Below are 19,059 nucleotides of genomic sequence, written 5' to 3'. Positions count from 1 at the left end.
CACGGGATTGTGACTCCCGTTGTCGTGGGTTCGATCCCCATCGTCCACCCCATATTTCGAAAGGCGCCAGATTTAACGGTCTGGCGCCTTTGCTTTAAAGGCTTCATCTGCGGATGTGGTGGAATTGGTAGACACACTGGATTTAGGTTCCAGCGCCGCGAGGCGTAAGAGTTCGAGTCTCTTCATCCGCACCAATCAAAGCTTCATTCACGCCTTTGGCTAGATGGGGTTCAGCAAAGAAGTTGTTTGGCTTCTTTGTCACGCAATATGGTGGGCGTAGCTCAGTTGGTAGAGCACGGGATTGTGACTCCCGTTGTCGTGGGTTCGATCCCCATCGTCCACCCCATATTTCGAAAGGCGCCAGATTTAACAGTCTGGCGCCTTTTTTGTTTCGCGGGTTCGGGTTTCGGCGGCTGCCGGTTTCGGGCCGCAGGGGCAGGGCGTTTCGTCGTATTTATGTTTCTCGATGATGCTGCGCTGTCCGCCACTCCTGCTTTGGGATTGGCTGTCAGGGAGATGATCGACAACCGCTTCTATATATAGAAGGGTTGCTGCAGAGCCCTGGCTTGATTGGCTGTTTTTGCGAACAGGGCGGGGCACAACCGTTTGTCCTCGCCTTCAAATTGCCTGCTGCGTTTCCACCTGATTTCAGTAGGGTGACTTCTTGAGTTTGACCCACTAGAATGCATGCCCTTGATTCTGGGGTCGGAAACGGCCGGCTAACGTCTGTGCAACGAGGAATATCCATGCAAGTTTCTGTTGAAAATACTACTGCTCTTGAGCGCCGCATGAGCGTCACCGTGCCGGCTGAGCGCATCGAGAGCCAGGTCAACAAGCGTCTGCAGCAGACTGCACAAAAGGCCAAGATTGCTGGCTTCCGTCCAGGCAAAGTGCCAATGAGTGAAATCAAGCGCCGTTTCGGTGCTGATGCTCGTCAGGAAGCTGTGGGTGACGTGATCCAGTCCTCCTTCTACGAAGCTGTGGTTGAGCAGAAGCTGAACCCGGCCGGTTCGCCTTCGATCGAGCCAAAGTCGCTGGAAGCCGGCAAGGATCTGGAATACGTTGCCGTATTCGAAGTGTTCCCTGAGTTCACCGTTGCCGGTTTCGAAGGCATCAACGTTGAGCGCCTGAGCGCTGACGTGGCTGACGCCGATCTGGACAAGATGCTGGACGTGCTGCGCAAGCAGAACACCCGTTTCGAAGCGGCCGACCGCGCTGCCCAGAACGACGATCAGCTGAACATCGATTTCGTGGGCAAGGTTGACGGCGAAGCATTCGCTGGCGGCTCCGCCAAAGGCACTCAGCTGGTGCTGGGTTCCGGCCGTATGATCCCTGGCTTCGAAGAAGGTCTGGTGGGCGCCAAGGCTGGTGAAGAGCGCGTTCTGAACCTGACCTTCCCAGAGGACTATCAGAACCTGGACCTGGCTGGCAAAACCGCCGAGTTCACCGTAACCGTCAACACCGTTTCCGCGCCAACGCTGCCAGAGCTGAACGAAGAGTTCTTCGCTCAGTTCGGTATCAAGGAAAAGGGTCTGGACGGCTTCCGCACCGAAGTTCGCAAGAACATGGAGCGTGAACTGCGCCAGGCGATCAAGTCCAAGGTCAAGAACCAGGTAATGGACGGTCTGCTGGCCACCAACCCGGTTGAAGTGCCGAAGGCGCTGATCTCCAACGAAGTTGACCGTCTGCGCGTGCAGGCTGTTCAGCAGTTCGGCGGCAACATCAAGCCTGACCAACTGCCGGCCGAGCTGTTCGAAGAACAAGCCAAGCGTCGCGTGGTTCTGGGTCTGATCGTGGCTGAAGTGGTCAAGCAATTCGACCTCAAGCCAGACGAAGCCCGCGTTCGTGAAATGATTGAAGAAATGGCTTCGGCTTACCAAGAGCCAGAGCAAGTAGTGTCCTGGTACTACAAGAACGACCAGCAACTGAACGAAGTTCGTTCGGTTGTGCTGGAAGAACAAGTTGTGGATACTGTTCTGCAGAAAGCTAGCGTGACCGACAAATCGGTCTCTTACGAAGAAGCGGTCAAGCCGGTAGAAGCTCCAAAAGCCGACTGATTGTTTCTGCGTTAGAAGCACACACCATAAGCCAGCCTTCGAGCTGGCTTATGCGTATTCAAGACATGACTATTTGGGAGTGACTGCAGAGCATGTTCCGTAATTCCTATATTCAGCAGAACTCTGATATCCAGGCCGCAGGCGGTCTGGTCCCGATGGTTGTCGAGCAGTCTGCTCGTGGCGAGCGCGCCTATGACATCTACTCGCGTCTTCTCAAGGAGCGAGTGATCTTTCTGGTAGGTCCGGTAGAGGACTACATGGCCAACCTGATTTGCGCGCAATTGCTGTTCCTTGAAGCGGAAAACCCGGACAAGGACATCCATCTTTATATCAACTCCCCGGGCGGTTCGGTGACGGCGGGCATGTCGATCTACGACACCATGCAGTTTATCAAGCCAAACGTATCCACCACCTGCATCGGTCAGGCTTGCAGCATGGGCGCATTCCTGCTGACGGCCGGCGCCGAAGGCAAGCGTTTCTGCCTGCCTAACTCGCGCGTGATGATTCACCAGCCATTGGGCGGTTTCCAGGGCCAGGCTTCGGATATCGAAATCCATGCCAAGGAAATTCTGTTCATTCGCGAGCGCCTGAACACGCTGATGGCCAAGCACAGCGGTCGTACTCTGGAAGAAATCGAACGCGACACCAATCGCGATAACTTCATGAGTGCAGAAGCGGCGAAGCAGTACGGTTTGATCGACGAAGTGATCACCCAGCGCCCTGCGTGAATTAAGCCGCTCAAATAGGCGTGGTCGGTTGCTCCGATCACTTGCGGGCTTGAAAAAGCCCGCAATAGCCTTCATCTTGTGTTGCAAGCCTATCGGATTTGGATCGAACGAATGACTGACACCCGCAACGGCGAGGACAACGGCAAGCTGCTCTATTGCTCCTTCTGTGGCAAAAGCCAGCATGAAGTGCGCAAATTGATTGCCGGCCCCTCGGTCTTTATCTGCGACGAGTGCGTCGACTTGTGCAATGACATCATCCGCGAGGAGGTGCAGGAAGCACAGGCTGAAAGCAGCGCGCATAAATTGCCTTCGCCTAAAGAAATCAGCGGCATCCTTGACCAGTACGTCATTGGTCAGGAACGTGCCAAAAAGGTTCTGGCCGTAGCGGTGTACAACCACTACAAGCGCCTGAACCAGCGTGACAAGAAGAGTGACGACGTCGAACTCGGCAAGAGCAACATCCTGCTGATCGGCCCGACAGGCTCGGGTAAGACCTTGCTTGCCGAAACCCTGGCGCGGTTGCTGAACGTTCCGTTCACCATCGCCGACGCAACCACCCTCACCGAGGCGGGTTACGTGGGTGAGGACGTCGAGAACATCATTCAGAAGCTGCTGCAGAAGTGCGACTACGATGTGGAAAAGGCCCAGATGGGCATTGTCTACATCGATGAAATCGACAAGATTTCCCGCAAGTCCGACAACCCGTCGATCACCCGGGACGTTTCCGGTGAGGGCGTGCAACAGGCCTTGCTGAAGTTGATCGAAGGCACGGTCGCTTCCGTTCCGCCGCAAGGTGGTCGCAAGCACCCGCAGCAGGAGTTCCTGCAGGTCGACACCCGTAACATCCTGTTCATCTGCGGTGGCGCCTTCTCCGGCCTGGAGAAAGTCATTCAGAACCGTTCCACCAAGGGTGGCATCGGTTTCAACGCGGAAGTGCGCAGCAAGGAAGAGGGCAAGAAGGTCGGTGAATCCCTGCGTGAAGTCGAGCCTGACGATTTGGTCAAGTTCGGTCTGATCCCGGAATTCGTGGGTCGTCTGCCGGTCTTGGCGACGCTTGACGAGCTGGATGAGGCTGCGTTGATGCAGATCCTCACCGAGCCGAAAAACGCCCTGACCAAGCAGTATGCCAAGCTGTTCGAGATGGAAGGCGTGGATCTGGAGTTCCGGACCGACGCACTGAAATCGGTCGCCAAGCGTGCCCTGGAGCGTAAAACCGGTGCCCGTGGCCTGCGTTCGATTCTCGAAGGCGTCCTGCTCGACACGATGTACGAAATCCCGTCGCAATCCGATGTGAGCAAAGTCGTGATCGATGAAAGCGTTATTGAAGGCAAGTCCCAGCCATTGTTTATCTACGAAAACAATGAGCCGACTGCCAAGGCTGCTCCGGACGCCTGAGCGTCCGGTCTGCCGGAATAAACAAGGGGCCTTCTGGCCCCTTTGCTTTTTATGCGCGGCTCGTCTGTAAGGGCTGCAGGGCCGCTCAGCTGGTGTTACAGATGTGCCCGGACCCCTGCGGGCGTCGATGCCCGCTCTGTTTTCGAAACGATTCTTTTATCCGCTTGTTTTTTTCCAAAGCAGCCCCCATCTTGGTTTCAAGCTCACTTCCATCTGTTTACGGCCATATGGCCGCCGTAGAGGCGAAATCATGAAGACAACCATCGAATTGCCTCTCCTGCCATTGCGTGATGTCGTGGTTTATCCGCACATGGTTATCCCGCTGTTCGTGGGGCGCGAGAAGTCCATCGAAGCCCTCGAGGCCGCGATGACGGGTGACAAGCAGATCCTGCTGCTGGCCCAGAGAAACCCGGCTGACGATGATCCCGGTGAAGATGCTCTCTATCGCGTAGGCACCATCGCCACGGTCCTGCAATTGCTGAAACTGCCTGACGGCACCGTCAAGGTTCTGGTCGAGGGCGAGCAGCGTGGCACCGTGGAGCGCTTCAGCGAAGTCGACGGCCATTGCCGCGCCGAAGTGTCGTTGATCGAAGAAGTCGATGCCGCCGAGCGCGAATCGGAAGTCTTCGTGCGCAGCCTGCTGTCGCAGTTCGAACAATATGTGCAGTTGGGCAAGAAAGTCCCGGCTGAAGTCCTGTCGTCGCTTAACAGCATCGATGAGCCGGGTCGTCTGGTCGACACCATGGCCGCGCACATGGCGCTGAAAATCGAGCAGAAGCAGGAAATCCTCGAAATCATCGATTTGTCGGCCCGTGTCGAGCACGTCCTGGCGCTGCTGGATGCCGAGATTGACCTGCTGCAGGTTGAAAAGCGCATTCGTGGCCGCGTCAAAAAGCAGATGGAACGCAGTCAGCGCGAGTACTACCTGAACGAGCAGATGAAGGCTATTCAGAAAGAGCTCGGCGACAGTGACGAAGGTCACAACGAAATCGAAGACCTGAAAAAGCGCATCGACGCCGCCGGTCTGCCGAAAGACGCTCTCGCCAAGGCCACTGCCGAGCTGAACAAGCTCAAGCAGATGTCGCCGATGTCCGCCGAAGCCACCGTGGTGCGCTCGTACATCGACTGGCTGGTGCAGGTGCCGTGGAAGGCCCAGAGCAAGGTACGTCTGGACCTGGCCCGTGCCGAAGACATTCTCGATGCCGATCACTACGGCCTCGAAGAGGTCAAAGAACGCATCCTCGAATACCTCGCCGTGCAAAAACGCGTGAAGAAAATCCGTGGCCCGGTGTTGTGCCTGGTCGGTCCTCCGGGCGTGGGTAAAACCTCGCTGGCGGAGTCGATTGCCCACGCCACCAACCGTAAATTCGTGCGCATGGCCCTCGGCGGCGTGCGTGACGAAGCGGAAATCCGTGGTCACCGTCGGACCTACATCGGTTCGATGCCAGGAAGATTGATTCAAAAGATGACAAAGGTCGGGGTTCGCAACCCGCTGTTCCTGCTCGATGAAATCGACAAAATGGGCAGCGACATGCGTGGCGATCCGGCGTCGGCGTTGCTGGAAGTGCTCGATCCGGAGCAGAACCACAACTTCAACGATCACTATCTGGAAGTCGATTACGACCTGTCGGATGTGATGTTCCTGTGTACTTCGAACTCGATGAACATTCCGCCGGCGCTGCTCGACCGGATGGAAGTGATCCGCCTGCCGGGTTACACCGAGGACGAGAAGATCAATATCGCGGTCAAGTACCTGTCGCCAAAGCAGATTCAGGCCAACGGCTTGAAGAAGGGCGAGCTGGAGTTCGACGAGGAAGCGATCCGCGACATCATCCGTTATTACACCCGTGAAGCCGGTGTGCGTGGCCTCGAGCGGCAGATTGCCAAGGTCTGCCGCAAGGCGGTCAAGGAGCACGCCCTGGAAAAACGCTTCTCGGTAAAAGTGACAGCCGATTTGCTTGAGCACTTCCTCGGTGTGCGCAAGTTCCGCTACGGCCTGGCCGAGCAGCAGGATCAGATCGGTCAGGTGACCGGCCTGGCCTGGACGCAGGTTGGTGGCGAACTATTGACCATCGAAGCCGCTGTGGTGCCGGGTAAAGGTCAGTTGATCAAGACCGGTTCGCTGGGTGATGTAATGGTCGAATCGATCACTGCAGCTCAGACCGTGGTGCGCAGCCGTGCCAAGAGCCTGGGCATTCCCCCGGACTTCCACGAGAAGCGCGACACCCACATTCACATGCCGGAAGGGGCGACTCCGAAGGATGGCCCGAGCGCAGGTGTCGGCATGTGTACCGCTCTGGTGTCGGCATTGACCGGCATTCCGGTGCGCGCCGATGTCGCCATGACCGGCGAGATCACCCTGCGTGGCCAAGTGCTGGCCATTGGCGGTCTGAAAGAGAAACTGCTCGCGGCGCATCGCGGCGGAATCAAGATCGTCATTATTCCGGAAGAGAACGTACGTGATCTGAAGGAGATTCCTGACAATATCAAGCAGGATCTGCAGATCAAACCGGTTAAATGGATTGACGAGGTCCTGCAAATTGCGCTGCAATACGCGCCGGAGCCCTTGCCGGATGTGGCTCCGGAGATAGTTGCCAAGGACGAAAAACGTGAGTCTGACTCTAAGGAAAGAATTAGCACGCATTAGTACGCATTTGCCTGGGGGGCTTCCTTGACAGCTTTTTAGAGCCCTTGTTATAAAGCGGCTCTTAAGTGTCTGTAGGCCATTCAGCACTCGTTTTTGCTTTCACCAAAAAACTTAGAATCATACTCAAATAGATATAAGGGGACTTAGAGTGAACAAGTCGGAACTGATTGATGCTATCGCTGCATCCGCTGATATCCCGAAAGCTGCTGCTGGCCGTGCGCTGGACGCTGTAATCGAATCCGTCACTGGCGCTCTCAAGGCTGGCGACTCCGTTGTACTGGTAGGTTTCGGCACTTTCTCCGTGACTGATCGTCCAGCTCGCACCGGCCGTAACCCACAGACCGGCAAGACTCTGGAAATCCCAGCGGCCAAGAAGCCAGGTTTCAAAGCCGGTAAAGCCCTGAAAGAAGCTGTCAACTAAGTTAGATTCAGGTTTTTACCCATCCGGGTCGGGGTCATGCCTGACCTGGCAGCGGAGCGGTAAAGCAGGTGGCCAAGACAGTCGCTTGCTAAACCGGGATCGAGGGTTCGAGCCCTGTCCGCTCCGCCAGTTACGAGAAGGCGCATCCTCGGATGCGCCTTTCTTCTATCCGGATTCTACCCACACTCCACGGTTGCCTAAATTGAAGTTCAACCGTTTCTGGGGGACGCATGCTGCAGAATATCAGGGACAATTCACAAGGCTGGATTGCCAAGACCATTATCGGAGTCATCGTTGTACTGATGGCTCTGACCGGTTTCGACGCCATTTTCAAGGCCGCGACTCATACCAATGAGGCCGCCAAGGTCAACGGTGAAGAAATCAGCCAGAACGATCTGAGCCAGGCTGTTGATATGCAACGCCGCCAGCTGATGCAACAGCTGGGCAAAGACTTCGACGCTTCCTTGCTCGACGAAAAAATGCTGCGCGAATCGGCCCTCAAAGGCCTGATCGACCGCAAGTTGCTGCTGCAAGGTGCGGAAAAATCCAAGTTCGCATTCTCCGAGGCCGCTCTGGATCAGGTGATCCTGCAGACGCCTGAGTTCCAGGTGGACGGCAAGTTCAGCTCCGAGCGCTTCGACCAGGTGATCCGTCAACTGGGCTACAGCCGCATGCAATTCCGCCAGATGCTGGCTCAGGAAATGCTGATCGGCCAACTGCGTGCCGGCGTGGCGGGCAGCGGTTTTGTCACCGACGCTCAAGTGCAGGCATTCGCCCGTCTGGAAAAACAGACCCGCGATTTCGCTTCCCTGAACATCAAGGCCGATCCTGCCGCCGTGAAGCTGACCGACGATGAGGTCAAGGCTTACTACGACGAACACGCCAAGGAATTCATGACTCAGGATCAGGTGGTCATTGACTACCTCGAACTGAAGAAGGCTGCGTTCTTCGATCAGGTCGCCGTCAAGGATGAAGACCTGCAGGCGGCGTATCAGAAAGAGATCGCCAACCTGTCGGAACAGCGTCGTGCGGCGCACATTCTGATCGAAGTGAACGACAAGACCACCGAAGCCCAGGCCAAGGCCAAGATCGAAGAGATTCAGGCGCGTCTGGCCAAAGGCGAGAAGTTTGAAGCGCTGGCCAAAGAGTTCTCGCAGGATCCGGGTTCGGCCAACAACGGCGGTGACCTGGGTTATGCCGGTCCTGGCGTTTACGATCCAGCCTTCGAGAAGGCCTTGTACGCATTGGCCAAGGATCAGGTTTCCGGTCCGGTACGCACCGACTTCGGTTTCCACCTGATCAAGCTGCTGGGTGTCGAAGCACCTGAAGTGCCGACGCTCGCCAGCCTGAAAGACAAGCTGACCCGTGAGTTGAAAACCCAGCAGGTCGAGCAGCGTTTCGTCGAGGCGACCAAGCAACTGGAAGACTCTTCGTTCGAATCCTCTGACCTGGCTCAACCGGCGCAGGATCTGAAACTGACCGTTCATACCTCCAAGCCATTCGGCCGTGAAGGTGGTGAAGGCATTGCGGCCAACCGTGCCGTGGTGACGGCCGCATTCAGCACCGAAGTGATCGACGAGGGTGCCAACAGCACCGCGATCGAGCTGGATCCGGAAACCGTGGTCGTGCTGCGCGCCAAGGAGCACCTCAAGCCGGCTCAATTGCCGCTGGAAGCCGTATCGGCCGCGATCCGCACCCAATTGACCAAAGAGCGTGCCAGCGCTGCGGCCAAGACCCATGCCGAGCAAGTGATTGCCGGTCTGCGTGAAGGCAAGACCCCGCTGGACAAGGCAATTGACGGTCAGAACTGGAAAGTCACCGAGGCGGCCACCCGCGCCCAGGAAGGTGTTGATCCGGCGGTGCTGCAAGCGCTGTTCCGCATGCCGAAACCGGCTGCCAAGGACAAGCCGACCTTCAGCAGCGTGACCCTGCCAGACGGTAGTCTGATGGTTGTGCGCCTGAACGGCGTCAACGAAGCCGCTGCACCGAGCGACGAAGAGAAGGCGCAGTACCGTCGCTTCCTCGCTTCGCGTGTCGGCCAGCAAGACTTCGCGGCCTACCGCAAGCAGCTTGAAAGCGAAGCTGACATCAAGCGTTACTGATGTCGGACTGAGCCGCAAGACCCGAGCCCCGGATGAAAATCCGGGGCTTTTTTGTGCCTGATCGCCGCTGCATGACAGGGTTTTCATGGAGCAGGGGGTAATGCGACTTTTTCTTGCCATCCATGCCCGGTAAAGTTGTAACTGTTTTAAGACACCAATCGGTACGCCGCCGGGCAGCGATCTGTTGCACAATACGCCCCGGACCGTTTTCCCCTCAGGATGTTTAATGTTGAATTCAATTCCCGTGCGTTTCATCGGGTTGGCGTTGTTGCTGACCGCCGCTGCCGGCTGTTCCAAGGACAAGCCTATCTATGAGCATGAGAACTTCGACGATTCCGGCACGTTCTCGCGCAATTACCCGGTGACCGACACCGCCAGTTGCGAAGCCGCCCGCCGGGCGTTGCTCAGTCAGGGCTATATCATCACCAGCAGCGATCCGAAGCTGGTCAGCGGGCACAAGAGCTTTCAGCAGACCGGTGAAACCCATCTGGAAATCAGTTTCAACGTGGTGTGTGCCGACGATGGGCACCATGCCACGGTGTTCGCCAACGCCTTGCAGGATCGTTATGCGCTGAAGAAGACCAACAACTCGGCGAGCCTGGGTGTGGGTGTGCTGGGTTCGGTCTCGATGCCGATCGGCTCCTCGGACGATTCGATGGTCAAGGTCGCCAGCGAAACCGTGTCATCGCAGAAGTTCTACGAGCGCTTCTTTGCGCTGGTTGAGATGTTCCTGCCGGCCGATGCGAAGAAGGCCGCGCACATCGAGGAAAAACCGAAGGCCGACCTGGGCGTGCCTGAAGCCAAACCTGCGCCGCTGGCACCGACACCCGCCGCTGAACCCACTCCCGCGCCGGCGGCGGAGCCGACAGCGGCTCCGGCGGAGAGTGCGCCACTGAGTTCGGAACCGGTGGCGCCACCGGCAGACGCTGCGCCGATCACCCCGGCGGCGGCACCTGCGCCGGTCGCGGAACCGGCGCCTGCGACTGCGACTGAAATCATCACGCCACCGGCCAACCCGACCGACCTGCCACCGCCGTCCGAGCCGATTCCGGCGATGCCTGCGTCCGGCCAGTAAATGCCGTTGCGGGAGCGACCGTGCTGTCCGCTCCCGCAATGGATTTATCTACTGTCCTGAAATCCCTGAAAAATCCCGCGATAAATTCCTGACCGCCTGCTACGTTTATTTCATGAAGGCCGGGTTTCATTTTTCCTTCATACGGGCACTTTATGCTCGAAGCACGGGTCATTAGTGTTGACCATTTTCAGCGAGCAGCAGGGGGATTCACCGATGGACGACTATCAAGAAGAACTGCTCGAATACCAGGCCTACGAACTGGACTCTCCAGAGCCTGCGGAAGACGCTACCGAGCTGTAAGGCTTCAGGCGGTCTTGCGGTGACTGCGGCGGAACTCTCCCGGCGTCTGGCCGCTCCAGCGCTTGAAGGCCCGCTGGAATGCCTCGGCTGAGGCGAAACCCAGCAGGTAGGCGATCTCGCCGAACGCCAGTTCGGTGTCGCGGATGTAGGTCATCGCCAGGTCCCGGCGAGTGTCATTGAGGATTGCGCGAAACTGCGTACCTTCCTCGGCGAGTTTGCGGCGCAATGTCCAGGTCGGCAGCTTCAGGCGCGCCGCCACTTCTTCCAGGTCGGGTTCCCGACCGCCATTGAGCAACGGCCCGAGCAATTGCGTGATGCGTTCGCGCAGGCTGCGGGTGCGGGTCATTTGCTCCAGTTCCCGCTCACACAGTTGCAACAGGTGCCGCCAGGTGCTCGGACAATGCTCCGGGTTGCGCAGGGCCAGGCTGCTCAGGCTCAGGCGTAACTGGTTCTGCTCGGCGCCGAACTGGATCGCACAATCACCAAGCACGGCGTAGGCATCACGGTAGTCCGGCGCCTCGAATTCGATTTCGATCCGCTCTGCGCGCAACGGCTCGCGGCTGACGCTGGAGAGCTGGTGCAGCCATCCGGCGATGATCGAGTCCACTACAAAGCGGTTGTAGGCGTTGTAGGGGCTGATCGAGTAGAAGCGCAGCCACGCACCGGTGGCGTCCTCATGCAGGCTCGACTGGCCGCGATAGTTGGAGCCGTACAAGGGTTCGAAACGGATCAGGCAGCGGGCCGCCTCGCGCACCGTCGGAGCCTGGGCGGCGGTGACTCCGGCCAGCCCCGCCTGACTCAGCCGACTGAGCTGGCCCATGCGCAGGCCCAGCGCCGGATCGCCGGTCAACTGGATCGCGCCGTGGCCCAGGCGCATGTAGCGCGGGATCGACAGACGGGCACCGGCCTCGGCCAGTCGCGCGGCATCGAGGCCGTACTGTTCGAGCAGCGGTTGCGGGTCGGCAGCGTGGCTGCGCACGGCATCGGCGAGGCTGTGGACAAACCCCACTGACAGATCCCCGAGACGCATCGGCAGCGGTTTCATGGCTTATAACCAGAGGTTGAGCAGGCGCGCGCCGCGTGCATCGCCATCGGCGAATTGCTGGCCGTTGCTGCTGAGAAAACTTTGTCCGGCGCTCGGTTTGTCCCAGAACTGACCGCGCAGGAACACGCTGACCCCGGCAATCGCCCGGCTGCCCGGCGGTTGCGCCGTCAGGATCAGGCGATGCCAGGCCTGACCTTCGCTGACTTCACCGGGTTTGAGGCTGACCGAACTCGGTGAGCTTGAGCCCTTGTAGCCGCGCCACGGTTGATCCCACACGCCATGACCGGTGACGAATGCCGGCACGGCCACCAGTTGCGCGTTCTGTTCGTCGAGCTTGCGGTAGTTGTCGGGATACCAGCTGTCGCTGCCGATCAGCACGCCGAGACGCCCGGCCGGGGTGTCGACCACATTGACCGCCTGTTCCTCGTTGGCTTCCAGCACTTCATGCTGATCGAAGATCGAGTGCATCTGCCGCTGCGGCTGGCCGAGCGGCACGCCATCGCGACCAAACACCACGCTGCTGTTGAACAATGCACCGCTGCCGACCTTGAGCTGACCGTCGATCACGCTCGGCTCGGGCAGGACGATGGAGCCGGCCACCAGCGTGACGTGGAATTCTTTGGCGAGGCCGCCGAACAGCGCCTGATAGTCCTTCGCCATGCTTTTGGCTTTCATGCGCAGATGCGCGTCGTCCAGACGGTTGTCGCCCCGTGCACTGAGCCAGGCGCGGGCGAACAGCAGAGGATTGCTGGCCGCCAGCCAGTTCATCGCCTCGGCGAGGGTCGGTGCCTGGTAAAGCTCGTCTTTCTCGCCACCGATCATCAGCCAGGTGCCGATGTGTTCCGGCAGCACCACCACGGTTTTTTCATTCAACAGACCCTGTTCCTGCGCCTGCTGCAAATAGGCCGCGAGTTTGCGGTGCAGGCGCGCGGGGCTCTGATAGTCAGTGGGGAACAATTCCGGCTGGATACCCAGGAGATTGCCATGGTCGGCCGGGGTGCCCTGATCGACCGCCAGCCGGATGCGCAGGTCCGACAGGTAATGGCCCATCGGGCGGTCGGCCGCCCACATGGCGTAGGAAGCAAGGACAGCCACCAGGGCCATGGAAAACGTCAGGTACAAAAGTTTGCGCATGAAAACCAACAACAGCCGGGTACAGGGTGTGGCGACTAGGGTAGGGCGCACGCCCGCAGTTGCCAAGGGGCGCTGCGCATTTGGATCAATAAGTTGTCAGTTACGGTCATTGAGTGACAGCGATGCGACTCTTAGGCTGTCGAACATGACTGACGGGGGACACAGAGCTCCCGCATTTTCCGTGATCGCTCGTTGTGGAGTTACCGATGACCGCCGCTCATTACCCGCATCTGCTGGCCCCGCTGGACCTGGGATTCACCACGCTGCGCAACCGTACCCTGATGGGCTCGATGCACACCGGCCTTGAAGAGAAGCCGGGCGGCTTCGAACGCATGGCCGCGTACTTCGCCGAGCGTGCCCGTGGCGGCGTCGGCCTGATGGTCACCGGCGGTATCGGCCCGAACGACGAGGGCGGCGTGTATTCCGGCGCGGCCAAGCTGACCACCGAAGAAGAGGCCCTCAAGCATCGCATCGTGACCCGCGCGGTACACGAGGCAGGCGGCAAGATCTGCATGCAGATCCTCCACGCCGGCCGTTATGCCTACAGCCCCAAGCAGGTCGCACCGAGCGCGATCCAGGCGCCGATCAACCCGTTCAAGCCCAAGGAGCTGGACGAGGAAGGCATCGAGAAGCAGATCAGCGATTTCGTCACCTGTTCGGTGCTGGCGCAGACCGCCGAGTACGACGGCGTGGAAATCATGGGTTCGGAAGGCTACTTCATCAACCAGTTCCTCGCCGCCCACACCAACCAGCGCACCGACCGCTGGGGTGGCAGCTACGAAAACCGCATGCGCCTGCCGGTGGAAATCGTCCGTCGTGTGCGTGAGGCCGTCGGTCCGAACTTCATCATCATTTTCCGTCTGTCGATGCTCGATCTGGTCGAGGGCGGCAGCACCTGGGAAGAAATCGTCACGCTGGCCAAAGCCATCGAACAGGCCGGCGCCACGATCATCAACACCGGCATCGGCTGGCACGAAGCGCGAATCCCGACCATCGCCACCAAAGTGCCGCGCGCGGCGTTCAGCAAGGTCACGGCCAAGCTGCGCGGTTCGGTGAGCATCCCGCTGATCACCACCAACCGCATCAACACCCCGGAAGTCGCCGAGCAGATTCTTGCCGAAGGCGATGCCGACATGGTGTCGATGGCGCGGCCGTTCCTGGCCGACGCCGATTTCGTCAACAAGGCGGCCGAAGGGCGGGCCGACGAAATCAATACCTGCATTGGCTGCAACCAGGCCTGCCTCGACCACACGTTCGGCGGCAAGCTCACCAGTTGCCTGGTCAATCCGCGCGCCTGCCATGAAACCGAACTCAATTACCTGCCGGTGCAGCAGATCAAGAAAGTTGCCGTGGTCGGTGCCGGCCCGGCGGGTCTGTCCGCCGCCACCGTGGCCGCCGAGCGCGGACATCAGGTGACGCTGTTCGATTCGGCCAGCGAGATCGGCGGCCAGTTCAATGTCGCCAAACGTGTGCCGGGCAAGGAAGAGTTCTACGAGACTTTGCGTTACTTCAAGCGCAAGTTGCAGACCACGAACGTCGAGGTGTGCCTGAACACCCGCGTCGACGTGGCCAAACTGCTGGAAGGCGGCTACGACGAAGTCATCCTCGCCACCGGTATTGCGCCGCGTCTGCCGGCGATTCCGGGTGTCGAGAACGCCAAGGTGCTGAGCTACCTCGACGTGCTGCTGGAGCGCAAACCGGTCGGCAAGCGCGTGGCGGTGATCGGTGCCGGCGGTATCGGCTTCGATGTGTCGGAGTTTCTCGTCCACGAAGGCGTGGCCACCAGCCAGGATCGCGCCGCGTTCTGGAAAGAGTGGGGCATCGACGCGCAACTGGAGGCCCGTGGTGGTGTCGCCGGAATCAAGGCCGCACCGCATGCGCCGGCCCGGGAAGTGTTCCTGCTGCAACGCAAGAAATCCAAGGTCGGCGACGGCCTGGGCAAGACCACCGGCTGGATTCACCGCACCGGGTTGAAGAACAAGCAGGTGCAGATGCTCAACAGCGTCGAATACCTGAAGATCGATGACCAAGGCCTGCACATTCGCATCGGCGAAACCGGCGAGCCGCAAGTGCTGGCGGTGGACAACATCGTGATCTGCGCCGGCCAGGACCCGCTGCGCGAGTTGCATGACGGCCTGGTGGAGGCGGGGCAGAACGTACACCTGATCGGCGGTGCCGACGTGGCGGCGGAGCTGGACGCCAAGCGTGCGATCAATCAGGGCTCGCGCCTGGCCGCCGAGCTCTGATCGATCTCTCGCAGCAAAACGCGGCTGTGATCTTTCAAGGTTCGAAAGATCGCAGCCTGCGACGATTTTTTGCTGGCTGGTAGTATTGGCTTTTCCCTGATGCTGCCACGCCCATGCTTTTCTCCTCCGACTGGCTACCCCAGGCCCCTCTCGAACCCCTGCAACTGGACTGGCTCGCCGCTGCCGGTGTCGAAGTGGCGATCCTGCGTCTGGACCGGATCGATCCGCTGATCAGCGGCAACAAGTGGTTCAAACTCGTCGAACACCTCAAGGCCGCCGACCGCGCGGGCGCTGAGGGCATCATCAGCCTGGGCGGGGCGCACTCCAATCATCTGCATGCACTGGCGGCGGCGGGCAAGCGTCTGGGTTTCGCCACGGTCGGCCTGTTGCGCGGCCATCCGCAGCAAACGCCCACGGTCGGTGATCTGTCGGACTTCGGCATGCAACTGCACTGGCTGGGTTATGGCGGCTATCGGGCGCGGCACGAGCCGGGCTTCTGGCAGCCTTGGCAGGCGCAGTATCCGACGCTGCATCCGGTGCCGGAGGGCGGCGGTGGATTGCTCGGCGCCCTGGGGTGCGCAGCGTTCAAGGATCAGGTCGACGAGCAACTGAGTCATTTGGGTTGGGACGGTTTTCATGGCTGGTGGCTGGCCTGTGGCACCGGGACGACCCTGGCGGGACTGGTGCTGGCCGAGGCCGGCGAACGGGTCGTTTATGGTGCGCTGGCGGTGCCGGTCGATCACGGCGTGGCGCCGCAGGTCGAGGCTATTGTTGAAGAGGCGCGGTTGCACAATCCGCGCTATGAACTGATCGAGGCGAGTCGAGGTGGCTTCGCCAGGGTCGATCCGGCGTTGCTGGCGTTTATCGAGCAAACCGAGCAGGCCAGCGGTATTCCTTTGGAGCCGCTGTACACCGGCAAGGCGTTATTGGCACTCAAGCAACAGGTTCAGGCGGGCCAATTTGCCAGGGGGACGCGACTGGTCTTCGTCCACACTGGCGGCTTGCAGGGGCGCAGGGGATTTGTCAGCGAAACTCATGTGAATTGAAGGCGGCGAGGGATTGAATCTCCTCGCCGCAACACGTCATCCGCGTTTCGGCATCATCCGCAACAGCGTGTTATCGCCCACCACGTAATGGTGATAGATCCCCGCCAGCGCGTGCAGCCCGATCAGCCAATAACCGATGTTGGCAATCAACACGTGCCAGTGCTCGACCTGTTTGGCGAAGGCCTTGTCTTCGTTCACCAGCAGCGGCAGATCGAAGCCATAGAACATCACCTGATGCCCGTCGGCGCTGGTAATCAGCCAGCCGAGCAGCGGCATGCCGATCATGAACAGGTACAGCGCCCAGTGCATCAACCGGGCGAGAACGGTTTGCCATTGCGGCGATGCCGGGAAAATTTTCGGCGCCGGTCCCAGGCTGCGGGCGAACAGACGCAGCCATACCAGGACGAAAACAGTGAGGCCGAGCAGGTAGTGCATTTCGCGGATCAGGGTGCGACCCCCGCTGCCCTTGGGGAACAGGCCGCGAAACTCCATGCTGGCGTACACCAGCACCAACAGAACCAGCATCAGCCAGTGCAGCAGAATCGACACGGTGCTGTAACGCGATGCGGAATTTGTCCACGGCATACGGTGTTTCCTCACAGGTCAGGGCTCAAGCGCGCCGTTCTTGTGCGACGGCATGCTTTAACTGTAATCCGCTTTGGAGGATTTGTCTGACGTTGATCGGCCTTTCCATGCGCTGGATCAGAGGGGGCATAAAAAAACGCCAGTGCCGGGCAGGCACTGGCGTTTTTTTGTCGGCGAGGGGCGGTGCGATCAGTTGCCTTGCGGCATTTCACCGTTCGCCAGGCGTTGGTTGATATCGGCGATCACGTCCGGCAGGTCGGTGATGGTGTCGATCATGTAGTGCGGACGCGAACCTTCGAACAGCGCATGGATGCGCTTGCGTTCGCTCGCCAGTTGCGCGCTGCCCAGGGCGCGGAAGCTTTCGTAGTCCAGGCCCAGGGCATTGCCGGAGCAGATCAGCGCCACCGTCCACATCCCGGCGCGGCGGCCTTCGAGAATTCCCGGCACGGTGTCGTCGATTTTCACGCAGGCGGCGACGTCCTCGATGCCCAGCGCAATCACGTTCGCCAGGGCCTGGGCCGGCCAGGGGCGACCGTTCGGCACTTCGTCGGTCGCGACCACATGGTCGGCAACATAGCCGTTGCTGGCGGCCAGCTCCACGACCTTGTCCATCACCTGTTTCGGATAACCGGAGCAGGAGCCGATCCTGATGCCTTGTTCGCGCAGACGGGCGATGGTGTCCAGCGCGCCTGGAATCAGTGCCGAATGCTCGGCGATTTTTTCGATCTGCAACGGCATGAAACGGTTGTAGATGGCGGTGACATCGTCGTCGCTCGGGGTGCGGCCGAACACTTTGCGGTAGCGCTCGGCAACCTCTGGCTGGTCGCACAGGGTACGGATGTGATCCCACTTGCCCATGCCCATCGGCCCACGGGCTTCCTCGATGGACACCTGGACGTCGAATTCGGCGAAGGCTTCGACGAAGATCTGGGTCGGCGCGAACGAGCCGAAATCGACCACGGTGCCGGCCCAGTCGAGGATGGCGGCTTGCAGGCGGGTCGGGTTGTTGTAGTTCATGGTGAAAGGCGTCCTGAATTGGCAAAAGAGGTTCATGGGGGGCGCAGCGACGGGGATTAGATTTCCAGCACTTCCATCTCGCGCAGTACCTCACCGACCACCGCGACGGCTTCGCGCATCTGCGTGGGAGTGACATGGCCGATGCAGCCGACGCGGAAGGTTTCGACCTGGGTCAGCTTGCCGGGATAAAGGATGTAGCCCTTGGCCTTGACCCGTTCGTAAAACGCCTTGAACTGGTAGCGCGGGCCTTTCGGGGCGTGGAAGGTGGCGATGATTGGCGCCTGGATCGCGGCGGGCAGGAAGCTGCGCAGCCCCAGTTTTGCCATCTCTTCCATCAGTGCCTGGCAGTTGGCGGCATAGCGCGCATGTCGGGCAGGCAGACCACCTTCTTCGTGGTATTGCAGCAGGGCTTCGTGCAGCGCGGCGACCACATGGGTCGGCGGGGTGAAGCGCCACTGCCCGGTCTTCATCCTGTAGGCGTGTTGGTCGAACAGATCCATCGCCAGCGAATGGGAGTTGCCGGCGGCTGCGGCCAGCGATGCTTTGCGGGCGAAGACAAAACCCATCCCCGGCACGCCTTCCAGGCACTTGCCGGAAGCGGCGATCAGGGCGTCGAACGGGACTTCTTGCGCATCTATCGGCAGTGCGCCGAAGGAACTCATGGCATCGATAATCAGGCGCTTGCCGTGTCGCTCGACGACCTCGGCGATCTCCGCCAGCGGATTGAGAATGCCGGTGCTGGTTTCGCAGTGGATCAGCGCAATGTGGCTGATGTCGCCGTCGGCCCGCAGCAGGCGCTCGACATCGGCGGCGGTGGTCGGTTGATCCTCAGCGGTTTCGAAGGTGCTGAACGGACGTCCGAGAACTTCGCAGATCTTCGCCAGGCGCTTGCCGTAGGCGCCGTTGATCAGCACCAGCACCTTGCCGTCGCGCGGCACCAGCGTGCCGATGGCCGCCTCGACCGCGAAGGTGCCGCTGCCCTGCAAGGGGACGCAGTGGTGAGTGGCGGCGCCGTTGATGATCGCCAGCAGTTGCTCGCACAGGCTGGCGGTCAGTTGGTTGAAGCGGTCATCCCACGAGCCCCAGTCCACCAGCATGGCCTGGCGGGTTCGGGCCGACGTGGTCAACGGACCGGGCGTAAGCAGGAGAGGGGCGGCGGTACTCATTCGTGTGTTCTCGCGATGGCGCTGTGGGATGAAGCTACGGGGCATACGTTGCAATTCGGCGGATCATCAATCAAATTGTTTGTTGTTATGCTAGC

15 protein-coding genes and 2 tRNA genes are annotated in these 19,059 nt (G+C 59.9%); 12 read left to right on the top strand and 5 right to left on the bottom strand.

The features are described from left to right. Window positions 1-109: 109 nt before the first annotated feature. The 10 genes from N8H74_RS23310 to N8H74_RS23265 all read left to right on the top strand — a co-directional run bounded on the left by N8H74_RS23310 (window position 110) and on the right by N8H74_RS23265 (window position 10,725). Window positions 110-194 (top strand) — tRNA-Leu (locus N8H74_RS23310). A gap of 76 nt (window positions 195-270) precedes the next feature. After that, window positions 271-346 (top strand) — tRNA-His (locus tag N8H74_RS23305). 400 nt (window positions 347-746) lie between these two features. Next, window positions 747-2,057, top strand: coding sequence for a trigger factor (gene tig / locus N8H74_RS23300; protein WP_217830557.1), 1,311 nt, complete (start codon window positions 747-749; stop codon window positions 2,055-2,057). A 92-nt stretch (window positions 2,058-2,149) separates the two neighbouring features. After that, window positions 2,150-2,785, top strand: a complete 636-nt coding sequence (gene clpP, locus N8H74_RS23295) for an ATP-dependent Clp endopeptidase proteolytic subunit ClpP (protein WP_217830556.1) — start codon at window positions 2,150-2,152, stop codon at window positions 2,783-2,785. Between the two features lie 111 nt (window positions 2,786-2,896). Next, window positions 2,897-4,180, top strand: coding sequence for an ATP-dependent Clp protease ATP-binding subunit ClpX (gene clpX, locus N8H74_RS23290; RefSeq protein WP_217830555.1), 1,284 nt, complete (start codon window positions 2,897-2,899; stop codon window positions 4,178-4,180). A gap of 250 nt (window positions 4,181-4,430) precedes the next feature. Continuing rightward, a complete protein-coding gene (gene lon, locus N8H74_RS23285) occupies window positions 4,431-6,827 on the top strand; it encodes an endopeptidase La (protein WP_217830554.1) in 2,397 nt (798 codons plus the stop codon). Window positions 6,828-6,975: 148 nt separating this feature from the next. After that, window positions 6,976-7,248, top strand: coding sequence for an HU family DNA-binding protein (locus N8H74_RS23280; protein ID WP_003183171.1), 273 nt, complete (start codon window positions 6,976-6,978; stop codon window positions 7,246-7,248). 230 nt (window positions 7,249-7,478) lie between these two features. Continuing rightward, on the top strand, window positions 7,479-9,350 hold the full coding sequence (locus N8H74_RS23275; protein WP_262150607.1) for a SurA N-terminal domain-containing protein: 1,872 nt from the start codon (window positions 7,479-7,481) through the stop codon (window positions 9,348-9,350). Window positions 9,351-9,576: 226 nt separating this feature from the next. Next, on the top strand, window positions 9,577-10,425 hold the full coding sequence (locus tag N8H74_RS23270; RefSeq protein ID WP_262150605.1) for a DUF2242 domain-containing protein: 849 nt from the start codon (window positions 9,577-9,579) through the stop codon (window positions 10,423-10,425). A 174-nt stretch (window positions 10,426-10,599) separates the two neighbouring features. Next, complete coding sequence (locus N8H74_RS23265) at window positions 10,600-10,725, top strand: hypothetical protein (RefSeq protein ID WP_262150603.1); 126 nt, start codon at window positions 10,600-10,602, stop codon at window positions 10,723-10,725. 4 nt (window positions 10,726-10,729) lie between these two features. Here the strand turns inward: N8H74_RS23265 and N8H74_RS23260 are convergent, their stop codons facing one another. Both N8H74_RS23260 and N8H74_RS23255 read right to left on the bottom strand, forming a co-directional pair. Next, window positions 10,730-11,770 carry an AraC family transcriptional regulator gene (locus tag N8H74_RS23260; protein ID WP_262150601.1) on the bottom strand — a complete coding sequence of 347 codons (1,041 nt, stop codon included), beginning with the start codon at window positions 11,768-11,770 and terminating at the stop codon, window positions 10,730-10,732. 3 nt (window positions 11,771-11,773) lie between these two features. After that, on the bottom strand, window positions 11,774-12,904 hold the full coding sequence (locus N8H74_RS23255) for a carbon-nitrogen hydrolase family protein (protein ID WP_262150599.1): 1,131 nt from the start codon (window positions 12,902-12,904) through the stop codon (window positions 11,774-11,776). A 206-nt stretch (window positions 12,905-13,110) separates the two neighbouring features. On the opposite strand from N8H74_RS23255, the gene N8H74_RS23250 reads away from it, so the two are divergent. Both N8H74_RS23250 and N8H74_RS23245 read left to right on the top strand, forming a co-directional pair. Next, complete coding sequence (locus N8H74_RS23250) at window positions 13,111-15,150, top strand: NADPH-dependent 2,4-dienoyl-CoA reductase (RefSeq protein WP_262150596.1); 2,040 nt, start codon at window positions 13,111-13,113, stop codon at window positions 15,148-15,150. Window positions 15,151-15,263: 113 nt separating this feature from the next. Next, window positions 15,264-16,196, top strand: a complete 933-nt coding sequence (locus N8H74_RS23245) for a pyridoxal-phosphate dependent enzyme (protein WP_262150594.1) — start codon at window positions 15,264-15,266, stop codon at window positions 16,194-16,196. Window positions 16,197-16,232: 36 nt separating this feature from the next. Here the strand turns inward: N8H74_RS23245 and N8H74_RS23240 are convergent, their stop codons facing one another. The 3 genes from N8H74_RS23240 to N8H74_RS23230 all read right to left on the bottom strand — a co-directional run bounded on the left by N8H74_RS23240 (window position 16,233) and on the right by N8H74_RS23230 (window position 18,964). Then, window positions 16,233-16,781, bottom strand: coding sequence for a cytochrome b (locus N8H74_RS23240; protein ID WP_217830547.1), 549 nt, complete (start codon window positions 16,779-16,781; stop codon window positions 16,233-16,235). 189 nt (window positions 16,782-16,970) lie between these two features. After that, complete coding sequence (gene phnX / locus N8H74_RS23235; protein ID WP_217830546.1) at window positions 16,971-17,798, bottom strand: phosphonoacetaldehyde hydrolase; 828 nt, start codon at window positions 17,796-17,798, stop codon at window positions 16,971-16,973. 56 nt (window positions 17,799-17,854) lie between these two features. Further along, the gene (locus N8H74_RS23230) at window positions 17,855-18,964 is read right to left on the bottom strand and encodes a 2-aminoethylphosphonate--pyruvate transaminase (protein ID WP_262150591.1); all 1,110 of its coding nucleotides are present in this window, start codon (window positions 18,962-18,964) and stop codon (window positions 17,855-17,857) included. Window positions 18,965-19,059: the final 95 nt, after the last annotated feature.

Origin of the sequence: Pseudomonas sp. B2M1-30, assembly GCF_025447575.1 — a bacterium.
GTDB lineage: Bacteria > Pseudomonadota > Gammaproteobacteria > Pseudomonadales > Pseudomonadaceae > Aquipseudomonas > Aquipseudomonas botevensis.
Note: the sequence above shows the minus strand (reverse complement) of the source record. Positions and strands in the feature narration are given on the sequence as shown.